This is a genomic window from Vibrio sp. 10N.222.48.A3, assembly GCF_041475345.1.
Classification (GTDB): domain Bacteria; phylum Pseudomonadota; class Gammaproteobacteria; order Enterobacterales; family Vibrionaceae; genus Vibrio; species Vibrio tasmaniensis_A.
The window spans coordinates 1-653 of the sequence record NZ_JBFRVX010001500.1 but is presented as its reverse complement, the minus strand read 5'-3'; the positions used below and the strand labels follow the sequence as shown (position 1 = coordinate 653).

Sequence of the window (653 nt, the reverse complement as noted above, 5' to 3'; positions counted from 1 at the left end):
GTTACGCCCTGATAATTCCGTTTCAGTTCAGCAAACCTTGTTGGCTATTTATCGTCTAAATCCACAAGCGTTTGAAAACCAGAATATCCACAGCTTGCTGCCTGCCAGTAATTTACGAGTGCCTTCTTTAGAGCAAGCACGTGCAAGTTCTACACAGCAAGCCGTTAACATCATGAATACGCACCTTGCTAAGCTCGATGCTCCTGCAAGTAAGCCTGTCGCTTCAAAACCAAAAGCGTCGAGTTCTGATGCAAAAAATGTTGCTCTTGCTAAGCAAGTAAGCACTACTGAAGCCGCTAAAAAGCCATTGTCTCCAACTCAATCATCTCAAGCTCAATCGGCTCCAACCCGAGAGGTGAATAAGTTAGAGAAACAGCTAGAGCTTTCAGAAACTGAGCTATTGTCACTTGAAGAGAAAAACCATCAACTTCGTCTGATGTTGTCGAATGTTCAATTGGAAGTGGATGAGCTAAAAACAGAACTTAGTGATGAAGACCGCATTCGTAGCGAAGTGGAAAAGCTGCTTGATGAAGAGCGTAGAAAGAACGCTGAGATTGCAAAAATGGCTCCAAGTGCCATGGATCAATTGTTATCAAATGGCTGGTTAGTTACTGCTCTTGCGGTTATTCCAGGCCTTCTACTTGGTCTTATCA

Annotated in this window: 1 protein-coding gene; it reads left to right on the top strand. The window is 43.5% G+C overall.

Annotation, left to right across the window (positions count from 1 at the left end):
• The coding region (locus tag AB4653_RS27390; RefSeq protein ID WP_372105815.1) for a FimV/HubP family polar landmark protein at positions 1–653 on the top strand (653 nt) is incomplete at both ends.